This window comes from Nocardia sp. NPDC051981 (assembly GCF_040680715.1).
Lineage (GTDB): Bacteria > Actinomycetota > Actinomycetes > Mycobacteriales > Mycobacteriaceae > Nocardia.
Map to the genome: position 1 here is coordinate 62,402 of NZ_JBFAXK010000023.1, position 24,148 is coordinate 86,549.

Annotated in this window: 24 protein-coding genes; 16 read left to right on the forward strand and 8 right to left on the reverse strand. The window is 68.0% G+C overall.

Annotated features, from left to right (window positions below):
* The first annotated feature begins 5 nt into the window (after positions 1-5).
* From AB0L60_RS31530 to AB0L60_RS31555, 6 genes are all read left to right on the forward strand, one after another.
* Positions 6-1,772 (forward strand): FAD-dependent oxidoreductase, encoded by a 1,767-nt coding sequence (locus AB0L60_RS31530; protein ID WP_364621364.1) that lies wholly within the window; start codon positions 6-8, stop codon positions 1,770-1,772.
* Positions 1,773-1,836: 64 nt separating this feature from the next.
* Positions 1,837-2,460, forward strand: a complete 624-nt coding sequence (locus AB0L60_RS31535) for a pyridoxamine 5'-phosphate oxidase family protein (protein ID WP_364621366.1) — start codon at positions 1,837-1,839, stop codon at positions 2,458-2,460.
* An 88-nt stretch (positions 2,461-2,548) separates the two neighbouring features.
* Positions 2,549-3,799, forward strand: coding sequence for a MurT ligase domain-containing protein (locus AB0L60_RS31540; protein ID WP_364621582.1), 1,251 nt, complete (start codon positions 2,549-2,551; stop codon positions 3,797-3,799).
* 88 nt (positions 3,800-3,887) lie between these two features.
* Positions 3,888-4,598, forward strand: a complete 711-nt coding sequence (locus tag AB0L60_RS31545) for a glutamine amidotransferase (RefSeq protein WP_364621369.1) — start codon at positions 3,888-3,890, stop codon at positions 4,596-4,598.
* Between the two features lie 217 nt (positions 4,599-4,815).
* The gene (locus AB0L60_RS31550) at positions 4,816-6,384 is read left to right on the forward strand and encodes a GMC oxidoreductase (RefSeq protein ID WP_364621371.1); all 1,569 of its coding nucleotides are present in this window, start codon (positions 4,816-4,818) and stop codon (positions 6,382-6,384) included.
* Between the two features lie 90 nt (positions 6,385-6,474).
* On the forward strand, positions 6,475-7,263 hold the full coding sequence (locus AB0L60_RS31555; protein ID WP_364621374.1) for an ion transporter: 789 nt from the start codon (positions 6,475-6,477) through the stop codon (positions 7,261-7,263).
* A 28-nt stretch (positions 7,264-7,291) separates the two neighbouring features.
* Here AB0L60_RS31555 and AB0L60_RS31560 read toward each other — a convergent pair whose 3' ends face one another.
* The 4 genes from AB0L60_RS31560 to AB0L60_RS31575 all read right to left on the reverse strand — a co-directional run bounded on the left by AB0L60_RS31560 (position 7,292) and on the right by AB0L60_RS31575 (position 10,169).
* A complete protein-coding gene (locus AB0L60_RS31560; protein ID WP_364621376.1) occupies positions 7,292-8,500 on the reverse strand; it encodes a low temperature requirement protein A in 1,209 nt (402 codons plus the stop codon).
* Between the two features lie 91 nt (positions 8,501-8,591).
* Positions 8,592-9,182 (reverse strand): SRPBCC family protein, encoded by a 591-nt coding sequence (locus AB0L60_RS31565; RefSeq protein WP_354838907.1) that lies wholly within the window; start codon positions 9,180-9,182, stop codon positions 8,592-8,594.
* 194 nt (positions 9,183-9,376) lie between these two features.
* A complete protein-coding gene (locus AB0L60_RS31570) occupies positions 9,377-9,559 on the reverse strand; it encodes a DUF1918 domain-containing protein (protein WP_354838910.1) in 183 nt (60 codons plus the stop codon).
* A gap of 31 nt (positions 9,560-9,590) precedes the next feature.
* Positions 9,591-10,169, reverse strand: coding sequence for a TetR family transcriptional regulator (locus tag AB0L60_RS31575; protein ID WP_364621382.1), 579 nt, complete (start codon positions 10,167-10,169; stop codon positions 9,591-9,593).
* A 71-nt stretch (positions 10,170-10,240) separates the two neighbouring features.
* On the opposite strand from AB0L60_RS31575, the gene AB0L60_RS31580 reads away from it, so the two are divergent.
* Entirely contained in the window at positions 10,241-10,816 is a 576-nt protein-coding gene (locus AB0L60_RS31580) for a dihydrofolate reductase family protein (protein WP_364621385.1), read from the forward strand.
* A gap of 13 nt (positions 10,817-10,829) precedes the next feature.
* Here AB0L60_RS31580 and AB0L60_RS31585 read toward each other — a convergent pair whose 3' ends face one another.
* Positions 10,830-11,294, reverse strand: a complete 465-nt coding sequence (locus AB0L60_RS31585) for a MarR family transcriptional regulator (RefSeq protein ID WP_354838919.1) — start codon at positions 11,292-11,294, stop codon at positions 10,830-10,832.
* 97 nt (positions 11,295-11,391) lie between these two features.
* On the opposite strand from AB0L60_RS31585, the gene AB0L60_RS31590 reads away from it, so the two are divergent.
* From AB0L60_RS31590 to AB0L60_RS31615, 6 genes are all read left to right on the forward strand, one after another.
* Positions 11,392-11,850 (forward strand): SgcJ/EcaC family oxidoreductase, encoded by a 459-nt coding sequence (locus AB0L60_RS31590; RefSeq protein ID WP_364621388.1) that lies wholly within the window; start codon positions 11,392-11,394, stop codon positions 11,848-11,850.
* Positions 11,851-11,962: 112 nt separating this feature from the next.
* Positions 11,963-13,228, forward strand: a complete 1,266-nt coding sequence (locus AB0L60_RS31595) for an aspartate kinase (protein WP_364621390.1) — start codon at positions 11,963-11,965, stop codon at positions 13,226-13,228.
* A gap of 4 nt (positions 13,229-13,232) precedes the next feature.
* The gene (locus AB0L60_RS31600; RefSeq protein WP_364621396.1) at positions 13,233-14,264 is read left to right on the forward strand and encodes an aspartate-semialdehyde dehydrogenase; all 1,032 of its coding nucleotides are present in this window, start codon (positions 13,233-13,235) and stop codon (positions 14,262-14,264) included.
* Positions 14,265-15,015: 751 nt separating this feature from the next.
* Positions 15,016-16,266 (forward strand): helix-turn-helix transcriptional regulator, encoded by a 1,251-nt coding sequence (locus AB0L60_RS31605; RefSeq protein ID WP_364621399.1) that lies wholly within the window; start codon positions 15,016-15,018, stop codon positions 16,264-16,266.
* A gap of 376 nt (positions 16,267-16,642) precedes the next feature.
* The gene (locus AB0L60_RS31610; RefSeq protein WP_364621402.1) at positions 16,643-18,097 is read left to right on the forward strand and encodes a catalase; all 1,455 of its coding nucleotides are present in this window, start codon (positions 16,643-16,645) and stop codon (positions 18,095-18,097) included.
* A 97-nt stretch (positions 18,098-18,194) separates the two neighbouring features.
* Entirely contained in the window at positions 18,195-18,839 is a 645-nt protein-coding gene (locus AB0L60_RS31615; RefSeq protein ID WP_364621405.1) for a MerR family transcriptional regulator, read from the forward strand.
* Here AB0L60_RS31615 and AB0L60_RS31620 read toward each other — a convergent pair.
* Complete coding sequence (locus tag AB0L60_RS31620; protein ID WP_364621409.1) at positions 18,811-19,410, reverse strand: TetR/AcrR family transcriptional regulator; 600 nt, start codon at positions 19,408-19,410, stop codon at positions 18,811-18,813. The two genes, AB0L60_RS31615 and AB0L60_RS31620, sit on opposite strands and share 29 nt — an antisense overlap.
* 119 nt (positions 19,411-19,529) lie before the next feature.
* Here AB0L60_RS31620 and AB0L60_RS31625 point away from each other — a divergent pair, with 119 nt between their 5' ends.
* Both AB0L60_RS31625 and AB0L60_RS31630 read left to right on the forward strand, forming a co-directional pair.
* Positions 19,530-20,255, forward strand: coding sequence for an SDR family oxidoreductase (locus AB0L60_RS31625; RefSeq protein ID WP_364621412.1), 726 nt, complete (start codon positions 19,530-19,532; stop codon positions 20,253-20,255).
* A gap of 21 nt (positions 20,256-20,276) precedes the next feature.
* Complete coding sequence (locus tag AB0L60_RS31630) at positions 20,277-20,594, forward strand: low temperature requirement protein A (protein WP_364621414.1); 318 nt, start codon at positions 20,277-20,279, stop codon at positions 20,592-20,594.
* An 18-nt stretch (positions 20,595-20,612) separates the two neighbouring features.
* Here AB0L60_RS31630 and AB0L60_RS31635 read toward each other — a convergent pair whose 3' ends face one another.
* On the reverse strand, positions 20,613-21,350 hold the full coding sequence (locus tag AB0L60_RS31635; RefSeq protein ID WP_364621418.1) for a TetR/AcrR family transcriptional regulator: 738 nt from the start codon (positions 21,348-21,350) through the stop codon (positions 20,613-20,615).
* Positions 21,351-21,506: 156 nt separating this feature from the next.
* Here AB0L60_RS31635 and AB0L60_RS31640 point away from each other — a divergent pair, with 156 nt between their 5' ends.
* Positions 21,507-23,039, forward strand: a complete 1,533-nt coding sequence (locus AB0L60_RS31640) for an MFS transporter (protein WP_364621421.1) — start codon at positions 21,507-21,509, stop codon at positions 23,037-23,039.
* A gap of 82 nt (positions 23,040-23,121) precedes the next feature.
* Here AB0L60_RS31640 and AB0L60_RS31645 read toward each other — a convergent pair whose 3' ends face one another.
* A complete protein-coding gene (locus AB0L60_RS31645) occupies positions 23,122-24,147 on the reverse strand; it encodes a phosphotransferase family protein (RefSeq protein WP_364621424.1) in 1,026 nt (341 codons plus the stop codon).
* Between the last annotated feature and the right edge of the window lies 1 nt (position 24,148).

Here is a 24,148-nt window from a genome sequence, read left to right on the forward strand (position 1 = left end):
CGGGTATGGCAGGACAACGTTTGTCCGTCACGCGGCGATCAGTGCTGCGTGGAGCGGTCGCAGCCGGGGCAATGGCGGGAGCGGTGGCGGCGGGGGCCGCCCGCCCGACCGCCGCCCGGGCCGAGACCGGACGGCGGGTCGCGGTGCTGGGCGGTGGGGTCGCGGGTCTGACCGCGGCACACGAACTGGCCGAACGCGGCTTCGAGGTGACCGTCTACGAGCGGCGGGCCCTGGGCGGCAAGGCGCGCAGCATCGCGGTCCCGGGCAGTGGCAAGGACGGGCGGCCGGAGCTGTGGGGTGAGCACGGATTCCGGTTCTTCCCCGGCTTCTACCGCCACCTGCCCGACACCATGCGGCGAATTCCGTTCGCGGGTAACGCCAATGGTGTGTGGGACAACCTGATCGCCGCCCCGGAGGCGCGTTTCTCGCGCAAGGACGCGGACGACACCATCATTCCGATGGGCAAGTTCGGCAAGCCCTGGTCGAGTCCGGACGACTTCCGCGAGACCGTCGGGTCGGCCATTACGACCTCCACGAACATGGGCACCAGCGATGCCCTCTATTTCGCGAGCCGCCTGCTGGTCTTCAGCACCAGCTGCGATGCCCGCCGCTACGGGCAGTGGGACAACATGGCCTGGCGGGATTTCGTGGGCGCGGGCAGGCGCTCCAACGAATTCCGCATGCTGCTCTCGCGCACGCTCACCACGCTGCTGGTGGCCGCGCGGGAGGACAAGGCCAGCACCCTCACCATCGGCACCATGGGCGAGCAGTTCCTGGGCAATCCGCTCGAGGTCGGCAATGACGGCGCGCTGGACCGGCTGTTGAACGGGGCCACCAACGAGGCATGGATCGATCCCTGGGCGAACCGCCTCCGGGATCTCGGCGTCACCTTCGTCAACGCCGAGGTCCGGGGTCTGGATCTGGAGGGTGCGCGCATTTCCGGTGCGCGCGTGGTGGATTCGTCGGGCGCGGCCCAGACGGTCACCGCCGACCATTTCGTGAGCGCACTGCCCGTGGAGGTGGCCCGCACCCTGTGGACGCCCGAAATCCTGTCGCTGCGACCGGAATTGGCGGGCATGAGCCAGCTGACGGTGGACTGGATGACCGGCATCCAGTTCTTCCTCCGCCGCCCCACCGATATCGCGCGCGGGCACACCGCCTACGTCGACTCCCCGTGGTCGCTGACCTCCATTGCGCAGGGCCAGTTCTGGAACCGCACCCCGGTCACCGGCATGGGCGACGGCACCGTGCGGGACTGCCTGTCGGTCGACATCTCCGACTGGAACACCCCCGGCATGCTCTACGGCAAGACGGCCAAGGAGTGCACCCATGACGAGATCGCGCGTGAGGTGTGGGCGCAGCTGAAGGCACACCTCAACGATCGCGGCGACCTGCTGCGCGACGAGGATCTGCACTCCTGGTTCCTCGACACCGGCATCGCGTGGGACGCCGCGCAGCAGCGCAACACCAATGCCGATCCGCTCTTGATCAATACGGCGGGCTCCTGGGCGCTGCGCCCGGAATCGCATTCCGACTCGCTCCAGAACCTGTATCTGGCAGGCGATTACGTGCGCACCAATGTGGACCTGGCCACCATGGAGGGCGCGTGCGAGGCGGCCCGCGGCGCGGTGAACAAGCTGCTGGAGGTGGCGGGTTCGGATGCCCCGCGCTGCAAGCTGTTCACGCTCTACCGCACGGAGGTGCTGGAGCCGTTCCGGCAGCTGGACATTCAGCGGTACGCGGCGGGACAGCCGAACATGTTCGACGCCTAGGGCGCTTCCTCACACCGGCGAAAAAGGCTGGTGTGAGGCCCGTACCGCGCGTTGAATCGGGGGCATGAGCGAGATCACGGACCCGGTCGAACTGCGTGAACTGCTGGGGGAGGTCGCGCCGCGGCCGCGGAACAAGGACCGGTACTCCCTGCATCACTGGGATCGGGAATGGATCGCCCGCTCACCGTTCGTAGTGCTGGCCACCAGCGATGCCGACGGCAACTGCGACGCCTCGCCGAAGGGCGATCCGGCGGGATTCGTGCGGGTGCTCGACGACAAGACGATCGCCATTCCCGAGCGGCCCGGCAATCGCCGTGCGGACGGCTACCTCAATATCCTGAGCAATCCGCATGTCGGCGTGCTGTTCCTGATTCCGGGCCGCGGCGACACCCTGCGGATCAACGGCCGCGCCCGGCTGGTCCGTGACGCACCCTATTTCGACGACATGGTGGTCAAGGGTCATCGCCCGATCCTGGCCATCGAGGTCGCCATCGAGCAGATCTTCTTCCACTGCTCCAAGGCGTTCATGCGCAGCGCGCTGTGGCAGCCGGAACAGTGGCCCGAGGACACGATACCCAGCGTCGCGCGCCTGGTGAAGGATGTGCAGCCGGCCACCCCCGAGACCGTCGAGCAGCTCGAGGCGTACTACACGGGCGAGGGCTATCGAAAGATGCTCTACAACGGCTGAGTGCGGCGCGTATCACGCCGTGGGCCCCGATGCCGCCTGCACGTTCCGCCCGCCATCCCCATAAACTCGCGTCGTGGCAGACATCTCGATGCGCGGACAGCTGGCGCTGCGGGCGGCGACGGTGGCGTCGTGGGCCTCGCGGCGGGCCGGGCGCGGCAACGGCTCGATGATCGGCGGGCTGATCGCGCTGAAGATCGATCCCTCCCTCATGACCCAGCTGGGTCGCGGCAAGCGCACCGTGCTGGTGACCGGTACCAATGGCAAGTCCACCACCACCCGCATGACCGCCGCGGCGCTGCAGACCCTCGGCGGCGCGGATCGCCGCGGACTCAGCAGTGTCGCCACCCAGGCCGACGGCGCGAACATGGACGCCGGGATCGTGGCCGCGCTCACCGCGCACCGCAGCGCGCCGCTGGCCGCCATCGAGGTGGACGAACTGCATCTGCCGCATGTCGCCGACGCGCTGAACCCGTCGGTGGTGGTGCTGCTGAACCTCTCCCGGGACCAGCTGGACCGGGTCGGCGAGATCAATATGATCGAGCGCCGCCTGCGCGAGGGCATGGCGCGGCATCCCGCGGCCGTGCTCATCGCCAACTGCGACGACGTGCTGGTCACCTCCATCGCCTACGACCACCCGAACGTGGTGTGGGTGTCGGCCGGCAGCGGCTGGTCGGTGGACGCCACCAGCTGCCCGCGCAGCGGCGAGCCCATCGTGTGGGAGGGCGAGCACTGGTACAGCACGGGCGCGGACTTCCAGCGGCCCGTGCCGCAGTGGCGGGTCGGCGAGCACACGCTGTCCGGGCCGGACGGCCTGGAAATCCCACTCGCCCTTGCCCTTCCGGGGCGCGCCAATCGCGGCAACGCCGCGCAGGCGGTGGCCGCCGCGGTGGCGCTGGGCGCGGATCCGGCCGCGGCCGCGGCCGCCGCGGGCACCGTGCGCGAGATCGCGGGCCGCTATCGGACGGTCGAGGTCGACGGCCGCCGCACCCGCATGCTGCTGGCCAAGAATCCGGCCGGCTGGCAGGAGGCGCTGTCCATGATCGATCCGGCCGCAACGGGTCTGGTGATCGCGGTCAACGGCCAGGTGCCCGACGGCGAGGACCTGTCCTGGCTGTGGGACGTCCGCTTCGAGCACTTCGAGGGCACCCAGGTGGTGGCCGCCGGCGAGCGCGCCACCGATCTCGCGGTCCGGCTCACCTACGCGGGGGTCGAGCACATCACCGTCGCTGATCCGCTCGACGCCATCGCCTCCTGCCCGCCGGGACGGGTCGAGGTGCTGGCCAACTACACCGCGTTCCGCGACCTGAACCGCGACCTGGAGACGGGGGCCGGCGCGTGAGTGGTCAGGCCCGGAGGCGTCGCTCCACCTCCCAGCGCTTGCGCAGCGTAACCACGCAGGGCCCCACTCACGCGCGAAAGGAAACAGCATGAGTGAATCGACCGTCCGCATCGGCCTGGTCCTGCCCGACGTCATGGGCACCTACGGCGACGGCGGCAATGCCGTGGTGCTGCGCCAGCGCCTGCGCATGCGCGGCTACGACGCCGAGATCATCGAAATCCCGCTCACCGAGCCGGTTCCCAACTCGCTGGACGTCTACACCCTGGGTGGCGCGGAGGACTCGGCCCAGCGCCTGGCCACCCGCCACCTGCAGCGTCACCCGGGCCTGCAGGAGGCCGCCGGACGCGGCGCTCCGGTGCTGGCCATCTGCGCCGCCATCCAGGTGCTCGGCCACTGGTACGAGACCTCCGGCGGGGAACGTGTGGACGGCGTCGGCCTGTTCGATGTCACCACCTCCCCGCAGGAGAAGCGCGCCATCGGCGAGGTGGCGACCCAGCCCCTCGTTCCGGGCCTCTCACAGCCCCTCACGGGCTTCGAGAACCACCGTGGCGGAACCAAACTCGGCGGCGACGCCAAACCGCTGGGGCGCGTCACCAAGGGCGTCGGCAACGGGGTGGGCGACGGCTTCGAGGGCGTCATCCAGGGTTCGGTGCTCGGCACCTACATGCACGGCCCGGCCCTGGCCCGTAACCCCGAGCTCGCCGACTATCTGCTGACCCGGGCCCTGGGCGTGGATTCGCTTCCGGCCCTGGATCTCCCGGAGGTCGACCAGCTCCGCCGCGAGCGCCTCCGGGCCTGACAGCGGCCGCCTCCGCCCGGTCCCGCGATGCCGGTGAAGTGTGGAAACACATAGCCGGCCCGCATATCTCGGTGGTGATCTCCCACCAACCTGTTGAGGCGTTGCCGACCGGGCGGTAATCTCGCGCGCGGCCATGCGTGATGAGGGAGGTGGCCGCTTGCGTAGGCGCGCCGTGTTGAAGGCTGCCGTTTCGGCGGCTCTGCTGGCAGGTGTCGGGATGGGTACCGCCGGTCGCGGCGCCGGACCGGCGTCGGCCAATCCGTTGTGGAACGCGCTGTACCAGGCGTGGGTACCGGAAATCTTTGCGCCGCTGCCGGATCCGCCGGAACACAGCGAGGCCATCGTCATCGGCTCCGGCTTCGGGGCCGCGGTGACCGCGCTGCGGCTGGCCGAGGCGGGCGTGCAGAACACCGTGCTCGAGCGCGGCTCGCGCTGGCCCAACGACCCGTGGCGGGAGATTTTCACCGGCGACGACCTGCCCGACGGGCGCGGCTTCTGGCATCGCACCAGCTTCACCGGCATCACCAAGGTGCCCATGCCGTGCTCGGATTTCGGTGGCGTGCTGGACGTCACGGAGTATCCGGGCATCGACGTGTGGCGCGCGGCGGCGGTGGGCGGCGGGTCCATCGTGTTCAGCGGCGCCATGGTCGCGCCACCGCGGCACCTGTTCGACCAGGTCTTCGGGGGCGTGGTGAACTACGACGAACTCGATTCGGTCTACTACCCGCGGGTCCGCCAGATGCTGCGACTCTCCGCCATGCCGCCGGATGTGTACGACTCCATGCCCTTCACCCATTCGCGGGTATGGGATCAGCAGGTGCGGGCCGCGGGTTACGAACCGCAGGCCAATGATTCGATCTTCAACTGGGATATGATCCGCGCCGAGCTGGCGGGCGCCAGCCGCGCCTCGGCCACCGCGTCGCGCAGCAATCTCGGCAATTCCAATGGCGCCAAGTTCGATCTGAACCAGAACTACCTGCGCTACGCCGAGGGCACCGGCCGCTCGGCCATCTACCCGGGCCACCGGGTGGACACCATCGGCCAGGACGGCAGCGGCAGATACGTGGTCGCGGTGACCAAGCTGGCCCCGACCGGTCAGGTGCTCGGCCGCCGTACCCTCACCTGCGACCGCCTGTTCCTCGGCGCGGGCTCGGTGGGCACCTCCGAACTGCTGGTGCGCGCCCAGGCCACCGGCGCCCTGCCCAACCTCAACGAGCACGTGGGCGACGGCTGGGGCACCAATGGCGATGTGGTGCTGGCGCGCAGCGTCAGCTCGCTGTCCATGACCGGCGGTGGCGTGCCCAGTGCCAGCCGCATCTTCGACGACTCGGGTATGCCGCTGCACCTCGAAAGCTGGTATGTGCCGGGCATTCCGGTGGACACCGGCGCCATCGGCTCGCTCGGCATCACGCTGGATCCGACCCGGGCCCGCTTCGGCTACGACGCCGGCCGCAACGCGGTGGGACTGAGCTGGCCCAGAGCGGCCCAGGATCAGGTGGTCGCCGCCTGCCGCGCGGTCGATCAACGGGTGGCGCAGGCCGACCGCTCGCTGGTGAACTACACGCCGATCGGCTTTGACGCGCAAGGCTTCTTCACCGCGCACCCGCTGGGCGGGGCGGTGCTGGGGCGGGCCACCGACGGCTACGGCCGGGTCATCGGGCATCCGGGCCTGTACGTCATGGACGGCGCGGGCATCCCGGGCAGCACCGCGACGGTGAACCCGTCGCTCACCATCACCGCTGTGGCGGAACGCAATATCGAGGCGATCATCCGGGCGGGGAAGTAGCCGGCCCGAGAGCCCAGCCCCTCGATGCCCGCCGCGCGGTCGTTTGCGCCGACTACGCTGGCGGGACCATTCGATGAGGAAGGGGACGTCGTGATCGAGCTCGGCGCAGCGGATGAGGATGAAATCCCCCACAAGCCTCCCACCCTGTGGACCGATTTCGCCATGCTCGGGCTCGCGGTGGTCTCGGTCGCGCTCGTCACCTGGGTGACGTTCTTCCCGGTCTCCGATCACACCTACCGGACGATCCGCATCACGGACTACAGCATCTGCGCGGTGTTCCTCGCCGAATTCCTGTGGCGCTGGCGGCGTGAGGGCTGGAGCTGGACCTTCCCCTTCATCTACTGGTACGAGGTCCTCGGCATGATCCCGGTGACCAGTCCGTTCTTCCGCGGTTTCCGGTTGCTGCGCATCGTGGTGATCGCGGTGCGGGTGGGCCGGGTGGCCGACCGCGCGTTCGGCGACCGGATCACCGCGGCCGTGGTGAACCGGTCGATCGGCGCCATCGTCGAGGCCATCGAGCGCCCGATCACGGTGGCCGTGCTGGACGAGGTCGCCGAGGTTTTGCGGTGTGGCCGATACACCCGCAATATCGCGAATGCGCTGGAGGAGAACCGTTCCGAGATCGACCAGATGATCCTCGAGGTGATCCGCAGTGATCCCCAGCTGGGGAAGGTGCGCTATGTCCCGTTCCACGAGGAGATGATTCGCGGCATCGCCGACGCCAGTTTCCGCGTCGTGCTGCAGGTGCTCGCCGATCCGCGCACCGACGAGCTGGTGGCGGATGCCCTGCGCGAGAACATCAATCAGATCCGCGAGGCCGTGAACTCGGGGGATCGGGTGCCTGAGGCCATCGACAACCGGCCCACCCCGCGGCCCTGAGCCGTCGCCGGCCGCGTGTTCGAGGGCCTCAGTCGAGCCCGTGCCGGATCAGATCGCGCGGTTGGGCATAGCGCACCACCTCGAACACGATGAGCGCCAGCAGGACCGCGCAGAGCATGCCGAGCGCGGCCAGTGCGGGCACCGCCGACGCCAGCGGGATCAGGGCCAGCAGCACCACCGCCGCCACCAGTCGCGGCACCAGCACCTTGCCGGTCGCGTAGTGCCGGAACCCGACCAGGGCGACCAGGTACGCGATCACACCGCCGTACAGCGCGAACAGCGGAATCCCGTGCAGCTCGTCGCTGAGTGAATGTCCTTGCGCCCCACCCACGTAGTTGAGCACCTTCTTCAAACCCAGTGCCATGGCCACGATTCCGGCGATCATCGGGAAGTGCCAGAAGGTGTAGCAGTTGCGCGCGATCTGGATGCGGCGCTCGCCGCCGGCGCGATGCATCGCGTGCTCCACGACCAGCGCGGCCACATCGAAGTACGCCCACCACAGCAGGCCCGCCACGCCCAGGCCCAGCATCGAACCCATGGTGATGGACCACGAGATCGGCAGCCCGGCCACGCCGACGCCGATGGACACGATGGATTCGCCCAGCGCGATGATGACGATCAGCCCGTACCGTTCGGCGAAGTGCGAGGGCGAGTAGAGCCGCCACTCGTTGCCCGCGAAGAACGTCCAGCCCATGTCCCAGACCAGCGCCGCCAGCCACAGCCCCAGCTGCGCGGTCCCGGTGGTGAGCGCGCCGGCCACCAGCAGCACGCTGGCCACGCTGAGTGAGCCTGCGGCCCAGCGGATCACCTGCCGGCGTAGCTGGGCGTCGTGGCTGCTGGCCATCCAGAACACGGTCAGGTGGACCAGCCGCACGGCCAGGTACGCGATGACGAAAACCAGTGGCCCGTACCAGCCGCCCGGCAGATCGTGGAAGGACTCGGGAATGGTGAGCGCGATGATGAACGCCGCGCCCATGGCCACGAACATGGCCACCCGGGCGATGCCCTCATCGGCCTTGACCACATTGCCGAGCCAGGAGTAGCCGATCCAGCTCCACCACAGCATGGCCAGAATGAGCAGTGCGCGCAGCAGATTGACCGCGGTGGTCTCGTGCGCGGCGAAGTCGGTGACCATGGTGAAGGCGAAGACGATCACCAGGTCGAAGAACAGTTCCAGCTGCGTCACCGAGGCGTCCTCGGCGACGGGCGTCATGCGGGTGCGTACGGGACCGGGCATGAGGGACATCCTGCCCAATGCGCGGCTCGAAAGGCAGTGCCGATCACGACTGTTCGCTGTTCGCGATCAGCCGCGAGCGTTCGCGGCCGGCCTACGCGGTGCCGAAGCCGGGCTCGAAATTGCGGCCGTAGTCCAGGCGCTGCGCGTAGCCCGGCTGGGCGTACCCGGGCTGGACCTGACCGGGCTGCTCGAAGGCGGCCGATTCGGCGTAGGGCGCCTCCTCCACCTCACCGAGTCCTTGGACGCCGGTGACGGATTCGACGAATGCGATGAAGTTGCTGATCATCGCGTCGCCCTCGCGACGGGCGCTGCGCTTGAGCAGCATGCCGGGCGCGGGAATCGGCAGGTAGACCTCGGAGTGGTACCAGACCTCGGTGGCGCCGTCCTCGGTTTCGCCGAGGTCGAACCAGCCCTTGCCGCCGGCGCCGGCGCTGGATTCGGAAACCCGCCATTCGACGCGGTTCTCGGTGCAGGTGTATTCGACGACCTGCCGGTCGGGGCGGCCCATGAGATTGGCCGACACGTAGACGCGCTTGGGGCGGCCGCGCTTGTCGCGGGTGGCGACCCGGACGTCCTGATGGGAGGGGGACCAGTCGGGCATTTGCTCGACCATGAGCAACGCATCCATCACCTGGCCGGGATCGATGTCGATGACGAACCGGTGATCAGTCTTCGTTCTCATATCTACCCTTCCATTCGGGCACCGATTGTGACCAGGGTCGCTCGGAGAGTCAACTGTGCTACCCCTCGCTTCTGACCGACTGGTCGGTCTGGTAAGCCCCGATTTCCCTGCTCGGCAGGGCTATCCGGTCACGCCGGGGCGTGATCGGAAAATCTTGGGCTAACACGGCCGAAACGGGTTGTGACCGGGTCTCGTCAGCCCGGCTCCACCACCGAGTCCGGGCCCGGGAACACCAGGCTCGTACGGCCGTCGGCAAACCGCACCACGTAGGGCGGCTCACCTTCCGCGCCGCGCACTTCGACGATTTCCGCGGTGTGGTCGGGGAGTCCGACATTGCGCCCATGGATGACCAGATGATCACCGACACTTGCATGCATACTTGGGATTATTCGCCCCTGGTGATGCCCGTCACAAGGTCGGAATGGCACGTTCCACCGCCATGCGCACCAGCCGGGCCGCCTCCTCGTCGGTGAAGATGTCCGGCAGCGTGAGTCTTTCGACGATCAGCCAGTTCAGGGCCAGGTAGAGCAGCGTCACCGAATCGGCGTCGCCGGGCAGGCCGGAGTCCAGATGGTTGCGGACATTGAAATCGAGGTCCGCGCGCACCCGCTCGGCGAGGATCGCCTGCAGCTCCGGGCGACGGGTGGCCTCGAGTCGGAGTTCCAGCAGGGCGAGGTAGCCGGTGCGGAACCCGGTGATGCGGGTGATGGTCTCCGCCATCAGCTCCGCGATGGTCTCGCGGGTGCGCGGGCCGGTGAAGAGATGGTCCATCGTCTCCTTGCTGGGTTGTAGCCGCTCGTAGAAACGATGCCCCGCCTGGATGAGAAGTTCGTCGCGATTGGCGAAGTAGTTCGAGGCGGTGCCCGCGGGCACCCCGGCCTCCTTGTCGACCGCGCGGAAGGTGAGTCCGCGCGCGCCGTCGCGGGCCAGGACCTCGATGGCCGCGTCGATCAGGGCATTGCGTCGTTCCGGATTCGTCCGAACCATTGACACCACTCCATGTGTAGTACTACGTTCGTAATCACTACGGACATAGTACTACGAACAAGGCGGTAAACATGCGAAAGCTCGTCTACTACGTGGCGGTCACCCTCGACGGCTACATCGCCGGTCCGCAGGGGGAATACGACTTCTATCCGATCGGCGACGACATGATGGCCTGGTTCAAAGAGGCCATGCCGGAGACCGTCCCGACCCACCTTCGTGAACTGGTCGGCCTGCCGGTCGATACGCCGAACCGGGAGATCGACACGGTCCTCATGGGTCGCGGCAGTTACGAACCCGGCCTGGCCGCCGGAACCGACAGTCCGTACAACCACCTGAAGCAGTACGTCTTCTCGACCACCCTTGCGCCGGTGGACAATCCGCAGGTGGAGATCGTTTCGGGCGATCCGGCCGAACTGGTCCGGCGCCTGAAGAAGGAAGAGGGCCTGGACATCTGGCTCTGTGGCGGCGCGAACCTGTCGGGACAGCTGATCGGCGAGATCGACCGGTTGATCCTCAAGAGCTACCCCATCATCGCGGGTGCGGGCCTGCCCATGATCGTCGGCAACTTCAGCCCGTCCCGGTTCGAGGTCACCCAGCGCCGGGAATTCGGCAACGGCACGCTGGTCACCTGGCTCGATCGGGCCTGAGTCCCGTTCGTGGTCAATCGCTTTCGCGGATCCGGGCGGTGACGTCCATCGAGGTCTCGTGCAGCCGGTTGAAGATCTCGAGCAGTAGCTCCAACTGCTCGTCCGAATAATCGCGGGCGATCTTGGCGAATTCCGTTGCCAGGAACTCGTAGTGCGGTGCGATCTCGTCGATGCGGTCGTCCAGGGCGGTGATGATCACCCGGCGCCGATCCTTCGAATCGTGTTCGCGCCGTACGAATCCGCCCTTCAGCAGCCGGTCGATCATCCGGGTGATGGCCCCGGTGGTGAGGCCGGTGCGCTGGGCCAGTTCGCCCGCGGTGGCCGGGCCGCCGATGCGCAGCATATTGAGACAGCGCAGGTCGGTGACGTGCAGGCCGAGCTTGTCGGCCATGGCCCCGTGCAGCATCACGGCGTCGGTGGCGCTGCGCTGGGCGGCGAAGGTGAGGGCGGCGCCCAGTTCGTCGTGTTTCTCGCTCATCCCTTGACAGCTTAGTCTCACTCGGACAATATCTGAATGAGTCAACTACTTCTCAAATCAGTTGATGACTCGTTCAGGTATCTTCGGGAGGGATGTCATGACTGTTCAGCAGATCACCGACGAAACCGCGGTTCGCGCGCTGTTCGAGCGCTCGAATCAGGCATGGGCGGACGGGGATGCCGCCGCCTACGCCGCGGTCTTCACGCCGGACGCCGACTACGTCACCTGGTTCGGCGCCCGGCTGCGGGGGCGCGAGGCGATCCGGGCCTCGCACGAACCGCTGTTCGCGAAGTACATGAAGGGCACCCGCCTCGACGGTGAGATCACCGGTCTGCGGTTCGTCACCCCTGATGTCGCGGTCGTGCACGGCCGTGGCGCCGTGGTGAAGGGCAAGCGCCGCCGGAATCGCTTCAACACCAAGGTGAACGTGTACGTCGCGGTGCGGCGGGAGGGCGAGTGGGGCTTCGTCGCCTTCCACAACACCAAGTGCAGCTGGCTGTTCAACACCCTTGTCGCCAAGCATGATCCGGGCGTGCGGATGTCGGCGCCGGAATAGCTGCCGGGTGACTGGAATCCGCGGACGGGAGGTGGGACGAAAAGTCGTGGACCTGGGCCGGTAGTCTTGAGCGTCGGTAGCAGCAGTTTGTCGATCTTGGAGGATTTCCGCCGTGGCTCTAGTCGTCCAGAAGTACGGAGGATCCTCGGTCGCCACCGCCGAGCGCATCCGTCGGGTCGCTGAGCGGATCGTCGAGACCAAGAAGCAGGGCCACGATGTGGTCGTCGTGTGTTCCGCCATGGGCGACACCACCGACGAACTCCTCGATCTGGCCCAGCAGGTCGCGCCCGCCGCCCCGGCCCGCGAGATGGACATGCTCCTCACCTCCGGTGAGCGCATCTCCAATGCGTTGGTCGCCATGGCCATTCACTCGCTGGGCGCCGAGGCCCGTTCGTTCACCGGCTCGCAGGCCGGTGTCATCACGACCGGCACGCACGGCAATGCCAAGATCATCGACGTGGCCCCGGGCCGGGTGCAGCAGGCGCTCGGTGAGGGCACCATCGTGCTGGTCGCGGGCTTCCAGGGCGTGAGCCAGGACAGCAAGGACGTGACCACGCTGGGTCGCGGTGGTTCCGATACCACCGCCGTCGCGCTGGCCGCCGCGCTCAATGCCGACGTGTGCGAGATCTACACCGATGTGGACGGCGTGTTCAGCGCCGACCCGCGCATCGTCTCCGACGCCCAGAAGCTGGACACCGTCTCCTATGAGGAAATGCTGGAGATGGCCGCCTGCGGCTCGAAAGTTCTCATGCTGCGTTGCGTCGAGTACGCGCGCCGCTACAACGTGCCCGTTCACGTGCGGTCCTCGTACACCGACAAGACGGGCACCATGATTACCGGATCGATGGAGGACATCCCCTTGGAGCAAGCAATCCTCACGGGCGTCGCGCACGACCGCAGCGAGGCCAAGGTGACCGTGGTCGGCATTCCGGACAAGCCGGGCTACGCCGCCAAGGTGTTCCGCGCGGTCGCCGATGCCGAGATCAATATCGACATGGTGTTGCAGAACATCTCGAAGGTCGACACCGGTAAGACCGACATCACCTTCACCCTGCCCAAACTGGAGGGCCCGCGGGCCGTCGAGCTGCTCACCAGGCAGCAGGGCGAGATCGGCTTCTCCCAGGTCGTGTACGACGACCACATCGGCAAGGTGTCGCTGGTCGGCGCGGGTATGAAATCGCACCCGGGCGTGACCGCCACCTTCTGCGAGTCGCTGGCTGACGCGGGCATCAACATCGACCTGATCTCCACCTCGGAGATCCGGATCTCGGTGCTGGTCAAGGACAACGACCTGGACGAGGCCGTGAAGGTGCTGCACTCGGCGTTCGATCTGGGCGGCGACGAGGTCGCGGTCGTGCACGGCGGAACGGGACGGTAGCGGTATGGGTGTGCGTGTAGGCGTCGTCGGCGCGACCGGTCAGGTCGGCGCGGTCATGCGAAAGCTGCTGGAGGAGCGCAACTTCCCGGCCGACGAGGTGCGGTTCTTCGCGTCCGCGCGCTCGGCGGGCAAGACGTTGCCGTTCCGCGGCCGCGACATCGTGGTCGAGGACACCGAGACCGCCGACCCGAGCGGACTGGACATCGCGCTGTTCTCGGCCGGCGCCACCATGTCCCGGGTGCAGGCCCCGCGCTTCGCGGCCGCCGGTGTCACCGTCATCGACAACTCCTCGGCCTGGCGCAAGGACCCCGAGGTGCCGCTGGTCGTCTCCGAGGTGAACCCGGAGGCCACCCGCAACCTGGTCAAGGGCATCATCGCCAACCCGAACTGCACCACCATGGCCGCCATGCCGGTGCTCAAGGTGCTGCACGACGAGGCCGGGCTGCAGCGGCTGATCGTGTCCAGCTACCAGGCGGTGTCGGGCTCCGGTCTGGCCGGTGTCGAGGAACTGGCCTCGCAGGTGCGCGCCGTCATCGGCGATGCCGAGAAGCTGGTGCACGACGGTTCGGCCGTGGCGTTCCCGGCGCCGAACAAGTACGTGGCCCCGATCGCCTTCGACGTGATCCCGCTGGCGGGTTCGCTGGTGGACGACGGCAGCGGCGAGACCGACGAGGATCAGAAGCTGCGCAACGAGTCCCGCAAGATCCTGGGTCTGCCGGATCTGCTGGTGAGCGGTACCTGTGTGCGCGTCCCGGTCTTCACCGGCCACTCGCTGTCGATCAATGCCGAATTCGCGCAGCCGCTTTCGGTGGAGCGCGCCGAGGAGCTGCTGGCGAAGGCGCCGGGTGTGAAGCTCACCGACGTCCCCACCCCGCTGGCCGCCGCCGGTATCGACGAGTCGCTGGTGGGCCGCATCCGCCAGGATCCGGGTGTGCCGGACGGTCGCGGTCTGGCGCTGTTCATCTCCGGCGACAACCTGCGTAAGGGCGCCGCGCTCAACACGATTCAGATCGCGGAAGTTCTTTTGAACAACTGATCAGATGTATCCGTAACGGACCGTGCACAAGAAAGTGCACGGTCCGTTTTCGGATATTGTCCAGGCGTCAATGCGATACGCTCTCTGGAGTCGGTCAATCCGCCCAAAGTTCGGCACAGGGGAGCGGCGGTAGTCGATCGGTCCGGAGCCCGGCGATCGTGACTTCTATGCGATGCGGGCGCAAATGCGCAGCGAGGCGTTCGGCAATTGCGCGTTCCGCGCGGTAATCCAAGATCATTCCTCCGGGAAACCGCAGGCGCACATGGACTTCGCCGGTTTTCGGCGCGGCGGTCATCTCGATGGTGCCCGATGCGAGGCTGGATGACCTTTCATCGAGCGCGAGTTCCGGATACCCTCGCGTTCGAGGCGCGCGGTGATGCTTTGCACCGTCGCCCCGTCGGCAGTGGAGGAATACTTGGTGGCCGCAAGGGCGCACGCCGCGAACCACATTGCCGCGCCGCCGATTCCGGCTCCGAGTAGGAAGAAGAGAAGTTCGCCGGGCATGATCACCTCTTGTCGTCCGTTTGGTTCGACGGGTCCTCTTCAAACGTTAAACACAGAAAAATTGCGATGCAATAAGAAAAATCCATGTTCCATACTGTGCGCCGTAAGCTCGGTCGGTCTGGAATCCTTGTCGGCAGATCCCCCCTCTGGATGGAAAGGGCGGAAGGAGAAGGGCATGGTAGACATCGGCGAAACAAGCGGGCGGTGACGGCCGGGAAAGCCGATCAGGCAGAAGGAGTTTGACCCGGTGGCCGAAAGTACCCTTGGGGCACGGGTAGCGGAGTTGCGCCGGCGGCGGGGACTATCGCAGAAAGAGTTGGGAGCGGCGATTCGGCGCTCGGAAAGCTGGGTGTCGCAGGTCGAGCGAGACGTGCTGCCTGTTGAGCGACTGTCCGTTCTGCAAAGACTGGCGGACGTGCTCGGAGTGGCGGTACGCGATCTGCGTCCCGAAGCGGCCGAACCGATTGCCGCCGACCGTGGTGACGGGCATCGGCCCGGCTCGGCGGTGTTCGAGCAGCTGCGGCTGCTGCTCACCGGGCATCCCGCCCTGGAACAGCTCTTCGGAGACGAGGCCGATCGCAGTCTCGAGCCGAGCACTGCGGCCGCGAAACTGCCGGAGCTGCAACAGCGAGTGGACCTGGCCTGGCAGCTGGCGCACGAATCCCGGCTGGTCGAGGTGGGCAGCAGTCTGCTGGAACTGATTCCGGATCTCGAGCACGCCGCGCGGGCGGATGCCACGCGGCGGCCGGAGGTGCTGACCCTGCTCTCGCGCGCCTATCAGGTGGCCGCGACCGCGTTCACCCGCCAGGAAGAGGTCGACGCGGCGTGGGTCGCCGCCGATCGCGCACTGTCCGCGGCCGAGGAATCTGGTGACGCGCTGAGCGTGGTGGCCGGAACCTACCGCATGGCACAGGCTTTCCTGCGTCTGCAACGCCTGGAACAGGCCGAGCAGGCGGCGCGCGTGTCGGTGGCCGCGCTGGCCGCGCAGGTGGCGGCTGAGCGGCCGCGGCCGGAAGTGCTGTCGCTCTACGGATCTCTGCAGCTCATGCTGGCGGTGATCGCGGCGACGGACGGGAATCGCACGGCCGCCCGCACCGGGCTGGCGGCGGCGCGCGCCGCCGCCGACCGGCTGGGCGAGGGCCGCAACGATTTCGACACCGAGTTCGGTCCGACCGGGGTCGCCGTGCACGCGGTGGCCGTGGCGGTCGAACTGGGCGACGCCGGCGAGGCGCTCGATACCGCGCGCACCGTCGACGCCTCGATCCTGTCTCCGGAGCGGCAGGCGCGCTTCCTGGTCGATGTGGCCCGCGCGCACGCGCAGCGGCGGCAGGCGAGCGAGGCATTGGAAGCGTTGCTCAATGCCGAGCGACTAACCCCCGAACTGGTGCACACCGATCATCGCGCCCGCGAAGTGGTGCGCGATCTGCTGCAGTTCGCCGGTCGCCGACCGGCCGACGAGCTACGGGAGCTGGCGGGTCGCGCCGCGGTCACCCCCTGATCGAACCAGGGGTGGCGGCCGGTCGGCGAATCCCGGTGTGCGCGAGCCGGGTCCGACGCATGCCGCTCGGGCTGAACCCGGAAAGTTGAAGCCGACGCCCAACAAGCGCCTCTCGGCGAGTGGTCGCTCGTAGCGACGAAGGGTGCGGCCCGGGGCTGTTCCGACGCCGGCAAGGGGGATCAACCCGGGGTCCGCCGGATCTATTCCAGGGCAGGGAGTGTGATCCGGGCAACGGTCCCGCGATGGTGTCCGGCCGCGATAATCCTTCGCTCGATATTTGCCGATCTCGCGCGACCGGACTGTATATACCTTTGTTTACTCACTGCCCTGCGGACTTTTCTTGACTAGTTCCAGAAAACTCGGCACGCTCGAAAACATGACCAAGGCGACCACCACCAATACCGGCGCCCCGGTGCCCAGCGACAACGAATCGCTCACCGCGGGCACACAGGGCCCGATCGTGCTGCACGATCACTACCTGATCGAGAAACTCGCCCACTTCAACCGGGAACGGGTGCCCGAGCGCGTGGTGCACGCCAAGGGTTCGGGCGCGTTCGGCGAACTGGTGGTTACCGGTGATGTCAGCCGCTACACCAAGGCCGCGCTGTTCCAGCCGGGCACCCGCACCGAGTCGCTGGTGCGTTTCTCCACAGTCGCCGGTGAGCAGGGCAGCCCCGACACCTGGCGCGACCCGCGCGGTTTCGCGGTGAAGTTCTACACCACCGAGGGCAACTACGACATCGTCGGCAACAACACCCCGGTGTTCTTCATCAAGGACCCGATCAAGTTCCCCGACTTCATCCACTCGCAGAAGCGCCTGCCCGGCTCCGGCCTGCGCGACGCGAACATGCAGTGGGACTTCTGGACCTTGCGCCCGGAGACCGCCCACCAGGTCACCTGGCTCATGGGCGACCGCGGCATCCCGGCCACCCTGCGCCACATGGACGGCTTCGGCTCGCACACCTACCAGTGGATCAACGAGGCCGGCGAGCGCTTCTGGGTGAAGTACCACTTCAAGACCGACCAGGGCATCAAGAACCTGACCCAGGCCGAGGCCGACGAGCTCGCCGGTAAGGACGCCGACTTCCACCGTCGCGACCTGTACCAGGCCATCGAGCGCGGCGACTTCCCGAGCTGGACCCTGAAGGTCCAGATCATGCCGGTCGCCGAGGCGGACAACTACCGCTTCAACCCGTTCGACCTGACCAAGGTCTGGTCGCAGCAGGACTACCCGCTCATCGAGGTCGGCCGCTGGACCCTGAACCGCAACCCCGCGAACTTCTTCGTGGACATCGAGCAGGCCGCCTTCGCGCCCTCGAATGTGGTTCCCGGCATTGCCTTCTCGCCCGACAAGATGCTGCTGGGCCGCGTCTTCGCCTACGCCGACGCGCACCGCTATCGCATCGGCGCGAACCACGAGCAGCTGCCGCCGAACCGGGCCAAGGCCGCTCCGGTGAACTCTTACTCGCAGGACGGCGCCATGCGCTTCGCGCACAATGCCGCGAGCGTTCCGGTGTACGCGCCCAACTCCTTCGGCGGCCCGCACGCCGATCCGGCGCGCGCCATCGACGACGGCGCCTGGGCGTTCGACCCGAACATGGTCCGGGCCGGCTACCTCCAGCACCGCGAGGACAACGACTTCGTGCAGGCCGGCACCCTGGTTCGCGAGGTCATGAATGACGCCGAGCGGGATCGCCTGGTGGGCAATGTCGTCGGCCACGTCCTGGGCGGCGTGCGCGAGCCGATCCTGAGCCGGGTCTTCGACTATTGGAAGAGTGTCGACGCCGAGCTCGGCAAGCGCATCGAGATCGGCGTCCGCGAGCAGCTCTGACCGACTCCCGGCGTAGCGGATAGCCGCGTTGTCCATAACGCGGCTATCTATGATGGTGGCTCGGTGGGCAAGCCCCGCGCGGCGACGAGGAGGTCCGATGCGAATCGGGGAGCTGAGCAAGGCCAGTGGCGTGTCCACCCCGACGATCAAGTACTACCTGCGGGAAGGCCTGCTGCCCAAGGGCGAGGCGACCGGCCACAATCAGGCGCGGTACGACGACGCGCATCTGCGCCGCCTGCGGCTGATCCGGGCACTCATCGAGGTCGGCGGGCTCTCCATCGCCTCGGCGCGCGAGGTGATCGCGGCCCTGGACGATCCGGATCTCGGCACCCACAAGATCCTCGGTGCCGCCCAGCACACCGCTGCCCGCAGCATCGCCTTCTGCGACGAGGAATCTCGGACCGCCGCCCGCGCGGAGGTGGCGGCCATGCTCGATCGCCTGGGCTGGCGCGTCGGCCGCGACAATCCGGCGGTGTCGGCCGCCGTCGAGGTGGTCGGCGCGCTGCGCCAGCTCGGCCACGGCGATATCGCGGACCGCCTCGACGACTACGCCCACGCCCTGGGGCCGATCGCCGAACTGGATATGGCCGTGCTGACCTCGCGCGGCGATATCGACAGCATGGCCGAGACGGTCGTGGTCGGAAACGTGCTCGGTGACGAGCTCATCGCCGCGCTGCGGCATCTGGCGCAGACCGATCGCTCGGCCGAATTCTTCAGCGGCCGGCCAGCATCGAGTCGGTGAGCCGTTCGGCGAGCGTGTCGTCCAGGGGCGCGTGGCCGAGGATGAAGCGGTACCAGAACACCCCGTAGAACTGGTCGACCAGCAGATCGAGATCGGCGTCGGCGGGCAGTTCGCCGCGTAGCCGCCCGCGCTCGAGCACGGCCCGCACCGCTGCCCGGCGCTGCGCGGTGAAGGTCCGCAACAGTTCCGCGAGATGCGGGTCGTGTGCCGCCTCGCGCACCAGCGTGCGCAGCGCGGGTGCGGTCGAACTGCGCTGTGCGCCACGGAAAGTCGCTTCCATGAGGGTGCGCAGGTCGGTACGCAGCGAGCCGCTGTCCGGCGGCGGCACCTCGAGCGCCGACCGTTCGGTGAGCGCGTCCAGCAGGACCGCGCCCTTGGACGGCCACCACCGGTACACGGTCTGCTTTCCGACGCCGGCCGCCCGCGCGATGGCGTCGATGGTGACCGGGGCGCCGTCGGATTCGCCGAGCAGCCGCAGCGAGGCATCGAGAATGGCCTGCCGGGTGGCCTCGTTGCGGCGACGCCCGGTGTGCGGTCGCGCCGGATTGGGCTGTGCCGCCGTGCTTTCCATGATCGCCCTCCTGTGACGCACCTCACCGATTTGTCGAGACTAAAAGTCTCGCCAACAGTGTTGTCGAGACTGTCAGTTCCGTAAGAATAAGCGGACAGCGACAGAGAGGGTTTCCGACAATGACCACAACACCGCGCGTCGTCGTCATGGGTGGCAGCTCCGGTATCGGCGAGGCCACCGCCACCGCCTTCGCGGCCGACGGCGCCGAGGTCGTCATCACCGGCCGCGGCCGGGACAAGCTCGACGCGGCCGTCGCGCGTGTCGGCGGCAAGACCACCGGCTACGCCCTCGACGCCACCAGCCAGGCCGATATCGACGCCTTCTTCGCCCGGGCCGGGACCATCGACCACCTGGTCATCTCGGTGAGCGGCTCGGCCGGCAGCGGTCTCTTCGCCGACCTCGATCTGGACCAGCTGGCCGCCGGCTTCGACGGCAAGTTCTGGCCACAGGTGCGCATCCTGAAAGCCGCGCTCCCGCACCTGGATTCGCAGGGCTCGGTCACCCTGGTGACCGCGGGCTCGTCCCGCTCGGCCTTCCCCGGCACCGCGGGCCTGGCCGCCATCAACGGCGCACTCGACGCCATGGTGCCGCCGCTCGCCGTCGAACTCGCCCCGCTGCGCATCAATGCCGTCTCCCCGGGCGTCATCGACACCCCGTGGTGGGACCGGGTTCCGGAGGCGCAGCGCACTGCTCTGTTCGACGGCCTGGTGGCGACCACCCCGGTCGGCCGCGTCGGCCGCCCCGAGGACATCGCCCGCGCCATCCACATGCTGGCCACCAACGGATTCATCACCGGCGTCGTGCTCGACGCCAATGGCGGCACCAGTCTGGCGACGGGTCGCTGACCGGCCAGTAGTTTGGTCGGCATGCTCGAAAGCCCCGCCGCCGCACCGGAAACCACCACACCGCGCCGGGCCACCTGGTTCGAATGCTTCGGGGATCTGGTGTTCGCCGCGGCGGTCGGCCAGATCACGCATCGGGTGGGCGCGCACCCCGATGCCGGATCGGTGGCCGCGGCGGCTGGACTGTTCGTGCCGCTGTGGTGGGCCCGGGTCCTGTACGCGGTGCACGCCAATCGGGCCGATCGGGGTACCGCGGCCCATCGCCTGCTGGCCGGATCGGTGATCGGCTCGGTGGTGGTGGAGACTCCGGCCCAGCGCCGTCGGCTGGCGACGTTGGGCTGAATCACGGTACGCCGCAGCTCATTTGGCGCGGTCGCGCCGAAACTCCAATCCGTCCAGGATGAGTCCGAGCTCGGAGTCGAAGAAGTCGTTCCTGGCCTGCGTGGGGTCGAGTTCCCGGTAGACGCCGTACCGTTTGGCGACGTGGGGGTAACCGCGTACCGCCTGTTCGGACACGGCCATCATCTTGGCGAACCATTCCTGTTCACTGAGCCCGCTGCGGGAGACGCTGGTGAGCATGGCGGTTTCGGTGCCGGCGGAGCCGAGGACGAAGGCCCAGAAGGCATTTGAGGCCCGGTCCGCCTCGCCGTCGTCGAAGCCCGCCGCTTCGAGGGTCGCGAGCATGGCGTTCGACAGCCGCATGAGGTTGGGGCCGAGGTAGGCGAGTCCGGCTCCGGTGATGGCGGTGCTCATCCAGGGGTGGCGCAGGACGGTGTCGCGCACATCGCGACCCAGGGCGAGTAGATCGGCGCGCCAGTTCTCCGGTGCGATGGTGGCGGGCTCGTGGACCTCGCTGAACGCCTCGTCGATCACCAGTTCCAGGATCTCGTCCTTGTTCGTGACATGCGTGTAGAGCGAGGTGGCTCCGGCATTGAGGCGGGAACCGAGCTTGCGCATGCTGAGCGCGTCGTAGCCCTCGGAATCGAGCAGCGCGAGAGCTTCGGACACGATCTGTTCCCGGCTCAGTGCGGGCTGATCTCGCCGCTGTCGTTGCGGGCGGGTCCACACCGACGAGAACTCCTGTGCCTTGGCCGTCATGGCGCTTCCTCCTTCATCCGTGGAACAGCATAACTCCAGCTAGAACGCCGTTCGTTCGACCGTACACCGTTCTGTCTTGCGCACAGTGTACGGAGACCGTACAGTGTTCGACGACACCGCACAGTGTGCGGACGAGTTTCTCGAAGGGGAACCGAAATGACTGCGAACGAACTGACCGAGGCGCTGACATCGCCTGCGGCCCAGCGCAATCCGAAGCGCTGGCTGATCCTGGTCGTGCTCTGCCTGGCCACGCTGGTGCTGGTGATCGACAATATGGTCCTCACCGTGGCGCTGCCGGAGATCGCGATCGACCTGCACGCCGGGTCCCAGGCCCTGCAGTGGGTGATCGACGCCTACATCCTGGTCTTCGCGGGCCTGCTGCTCACCACCGGCAGCCTGTCGGATCGCTTCGGCCGCAGGCTGGTGATGGTGCTCGGGCTGGCGCTCTTCGGCGCGGCCTCCCTCATCGCGGCCTACGCGACCAGCGCGGGGATGCTCATCTCCGGCCGCGTGATCATGGCGGTCGGCGGCGCGCTCATCATGCCGAGCACGCTGTCCATCCTGATCACCGTGTTCGACGAGGACGAGCGGCCCAGGGCGATCGCCGCCTGGACCGGTGTGTCCGTGCTCGGCATGGTCGGCGGCCCGGTGCTGGGCGGCGTGCTGCTGAACCACTTCTGGTGGGGTTCGGTCTTCCTGTTGAACGTGCCGATCGCGGCACTGGCCATCGCGGCCGCCTTCGCGCTGATGCCGGAATCCAAGGGCCCCGCCCGTCCGATCGATCTGCCGGGCATGGTGCTGTCGATCGTCGGCACGGTGTCGCTGGTGTGGTCCATCATCGAGTTCCCGGCCAAGGGCCTGCACGGCACCTGGGTGACGCTGGTGCTGGCGGTTGTCGTGCTGGTGGCCTTCGTGATTCGTGAACTGAAGGCCGAGCACCCGATGGTTCCGCTGCAGCTGTTCCGCAACCGGGTCTTCACCGGATCCAGCTTCTCGCTGGTGCTGGCCACCTTCGCCAATGCCGGCCTGACCCTGGTGCTGACCCAGTACCTGCAGTTCGTGCTCGGCTACTCGCCCATCAAGACGGCCCTCGCCTTCACGCCGTTCGCGCTGACCGCGCTGGTGTTCAACGGCCTGGGCGCCGCGCTGGTGCAGAAGCTGGGCGTGCGTCCCGTCGCCCTGGTCGGCATGCTGGTGCTGGCGGGCGGCTTCGGCGCCCTGGCCGCGCTGACCTCCGACTCCGGCTTCTGGCTGCCGGCCCTGGCGATGTCGCTGGTCGGCGCCGGTGCGGGCCTGGCCATGCCGGCCGCCGTCGGTGCGCTGATGGGTGCGATTCCGCCGGAGCAGGCGGGTGTGGGTTCGGCGCTGAACGACACCATTCAGCAGACCGGTGGTGCGCTCGGGGTCGCGGTGCTCGGCGCGGTGCTGGCCGGTACCTACACCGACGCCATGCCCGCCGACGCTCCGGCGGCGGCCCGGGAGGGCATCGCCGGAGCCTTCGCCACCGGTGACGGCAGCCTGGTGTCGGTGGCCCGCGATGCCTTCACCGACGCCATGTCGAACACCTTCCTGGCCGGCGGCGCGGCGGTGCTGGCCGCCACCGTGATCGCATTCTTCCTGATGAAGGGCGCGAAGCCGGCTGCGCCGGAGGGGGTTCCGGCCGAGGCCGACCTGGTCGAAGCCCGCTAGTCCCGACACCCGCGAACGACCCCGCCCCCGGCAGCACGCCGGGGGCGGAGTCGTTGCCGCGGCAGCGCGGCGCCGGCGGATGTCAGTCGAGTAATTGCTCGATGCGGGCGGTGCAGAAGCCGGTGATGTTCATCTCCGGCGGGAGCTGTACGCGGTGGGTCATGCGCAGCAGGGGAATCGACAACAGGGCGGCCGAGAAGACCTCGTGGTAACCGAGGTTGCGGACCTCGTGACCGGTCCGCTTCTCGTAGTAGGCGATGGTCTCGGCGCGGGTCGGTGTGCCCGGCAGCGGGGGATGGCCCTCGTACTCGCTGCACGCCCAGTCCAGGAACAGCAGCCAGGCCAGATCCGACTCCGGCGCACCGAGGTGGGCGATCTCCCAGTCGAGCACGCCGCGGACCCGGAAGTCGTTGTCGTACAGGATGTTCGACATCCTGGCATCACCCCAGCAGAGGCACGGCTGCTCGGGTTCGCAGAGGTTGTCGCGCAGATACGCCACCGCCCGCCGGTAGGTCTCCGGCGGCGTTCCCCCGCAGGCCCACTTCAGCGCGGCGTCCAGATAGTTCACCCCCTGCTCGATGACCCCGGCGCCATGCTCGGGAAACGTGAGGAAGTCCAATCGCAGTGCCCGCCAATCCAACTGGTTGACCTCGGCGATGGTGTCCACGCATCCCCACCACATGCCAGCCCGCTGCTCGGGTGTGGCCTCGAAGTAGTTCCCGGCGGCGTGATACGACGGATAGTCGCTCGGCGCCCGGCCTTCCAGCCGGTTCATCACGAAATACGGGCTGCCGAGCGGATTGTCGCCCCGCTCCAGCCAGGCCACGGCCGGCACCGGCAGCCCGGTGTCCGCCAGCCGGCGCATCACCAGCACCTGCCGCAGCAGGTCGTAGTCCGGGAACAGCGACAGGTCCGGTGGCCGTCGCAGGACCAGGGGAGTGCGGCCGGAATCGTCCTCGACCTCGAAAAGATAGGTCTCGGTGGCGAATCCGCGTTCGGTGCGCACGAGCTCGAGCACGCGCGCGTTCCCCGCGGGCGAAAGATGCTCGCGTACGGCGGGTTCCAGGGCTGTCGCCAGCTGCTCGGCCGGAATTCGGGTGGTGCTCACG